Origin of the sequence: Pseudomonas sp. NFPP28, assembly GCF_900115535.1 — a bacterium.
Lineage (GTDB): Bacteria > Pseudomonadota > Gammaproteobacteria > Pseudomonadales > Pseudomonadaceae > Aquipseudomonas > Aquipseudomonas extremorientalis.
The window spans coordinates 1-2,278 of the sequence record NZ_FOWT01000019.1; the positions used below are offsets into that span (position 1 = coordinate 1).

Annotated in this window: 3 protein-coding genes; all 3 read left to right on the forward strand. The window is 48.1% G+C overall.

Going from position 1 to position 2,278, the window contains the following annotated elements; all coding sequences use genetic code 11:
- A partial coding sequence (locus BM110_RS29140) for a DUF637 domain-containing protein (protein ID WP_175538878.1) occupies nt 1-1,179 on the forward strand: 1,179 nt, incomplete at its 5' end.
- Complete coding sequence (locus BM110_RS29145) at nt 1,166-1,399, forward strand: hypothetical protein (protein ID WP_093514681.1); 234 nt, start codon at nt 1,166-1,168, stop codon at nt 1,397-1,399. The genes BM110_RS29140 and BM110_RS29145, both read left to right, overlap by 14 nt.
- 456 nt (nt 1,400-1,855) lie before the next feature.
- Nucleotides 1,856-2,278: hypothetical protein (locus tag BM110_RS29150; RefSeq protein WP_139217598.1), on the forward strand; the 423-nt coding region annotated here is incomplete at its 3' end.

The following is a 2,278-nucleotide window of genomic DNA, read 5'->3' on the forward strand; positions in this document are numbered from 1 at the left end:
TTGCAGAACGGTACGTCGACTTTGCTGAGCAAAGCGCTCGGACAAGGTGGTGACTTTGGTGATGCACTCAAAGGCGCATTGTTCAATACATTGGCAGCCGCAAGCTTCAATGCTGTGGGGGATTACACCAAGGGCAAACTGACTGATGGCTACCCGCCGAAGATATTGGTGCATGCGATGGTCGGTGGATTACTTGCCCAGGCGACCGGTGGGGACTTCAAGACCGGCGCGTTGGCGGCGGGTATTAACGAAGCGGCTGTAGTTCATTTGGATTCGTTGGTTAGCGGTGATAAGAATCTGCTAGCTATGAGTTCTCAAATAGTCGGTGTTCTGGCGGCAGCTTCGCAAAAAGATGCTGATGCGAAGTCCATCGAGAAAGGTGGATGGATTGCGAAAAATGCTACCCTCTACAATCGTTCTGCACATAAAGATGAAACTGACGCTATACAGCAAGAGACTGAAAAAGGAGATTTCAAAAAAGAAAATCTCGAAAAAGCGACCTGTTTTCTGACGAAGTGCTGGGCGGAGTTTGAACGAGGCGGCGAAGAGTACCGTAATAAATACCTTACGGAATCAGATATGGCTGGACTCAGTAATGAACTTACGTGGGCGCAAGTGCAGCAAGAAAAAGGGCTGTTTAACTATAGTTTTTTTGATCGTCTGGCTGACGGAACAACGTCCGATGTAATCCCAGTCGGAAAAAATGCAGTCACAGCGGGTTTAGGTGGCATGACCGTGAGTGCAGGCGTTACCCTGTGCGCAACTGCAGCGGGCTGCTTCGTGGGCGCTCCCATGAGTGCGTTTGGGGCAGGTAATGTCTTGGAAGGAACCACGGGGATGTACAACCATTTTTGGGGGGATGAGCCTAAGAGTTACAACCCTGTTAAGTCGGCTTTTGACTTGATTCCCGGTGGCTATGGTCCATTGGTCTACCAGGGGGCGGATACGTTACTTTCCGCCGGTGCTGGCTTTGGGAAGGTCCCTCTCGTGATGGGAGCTTCAGATGGATTGAGGAAGGGTTCGATCTTCGGGGTTTTGGTTCCGAAGATGGATAATAATTTTTTCATTCCGTTGTTAGGCACGAAAACCCCATTTGGTACGGCGCTAGGTGTGTATGTCGGCGGAGTGGGTTATAAGGGCTACGGCTTTTACGAGGAGGCTAAGGGTGACGGTAAGTAAGTTGATGTTCTCGGCAATAATGGCGGCGGGTGTTTTAGTCGTAATGCTTTCCATAGGATGCCTGCTGGCATTGTTGCCAGTCCTGTTTATTTCTGCAGGGTTTGAGGTGGAATTTGATGTGGTATTTGTATGGTTGGGAATGCCATTCTCGATTTTGTTTGCGTTAAGTTGGTTTTATAAGTATGCAGACTTCGCAAAATCAATCATCTTTAGGCATTAGTGAGTCCCGTTTCTGTTAGCAACGCATGGGTAAAGCGGGCTTGGCGAAAAGGCCGTTGACTATTGTTCTCAGCATCCAAAGCGACAGTTGAAAGATGAGGCGTTCCGGAAAGTCTATACCGTTGAATCGTCACGCCGCATGGTAAATAAATCAAAAAAGCAGACGGACCCTGAGGGATTCCCACACATTCACCCTAAACCCCGGAGAGCGATCTTGAATCTGCTCTGCTGGCGAAGTCTTAGGCTTGGCGAGGTCGGTGCGCGGAGTCTCTCGGTGACTCGAATGATGAGCGGGCGTTGCGCGTTGTGCTAACGCTTTTAAAAGCTAGAGAGGAGTCGATTGTCATTCACAGGTTTCAAGCCTAGAACGATAACCAGCTATCAGCAGTATTATGATAAGCAGGGAAGTCGGTTAAAATATGAAGCTGGGGAATGGAAAAACTAGGAGTGATGGTGAATGACTTTATTATTTCCTGATCTTATGGCTGAGTTGAGTCCTGGCTTGAGTGCGGCTGGTTTTTATTTGGGCGAAGACTTTTCCTGTGTTCAGGAAAAAATTGGCGCTGTGGAGTGGTACGACTCAAACTCCGCTCTTAATAAAATTTTGCTCGAAAGTTCAGGTTGGATTGGCGTTCGAACGCCGGTGGGCTCCGCCATCGATGTAGGTGCAGTCGTGGAGTCTTTCAGCTATCGGAATGACTGGGTTTCATTGGATTTCGGAGAGGGCAATAAGCTATATAGGATTGTGGTTGGTAGAGGCTATCAAGGAAAGTTTAAAGTGGTTATGCCTGGCAGTGACCTACTGCTGCTTGAGGATTTTTACGAGTTGGATTTTAATGATGTGGATGATGAGTTTCTGATTATTGAAAATGGTGAATAT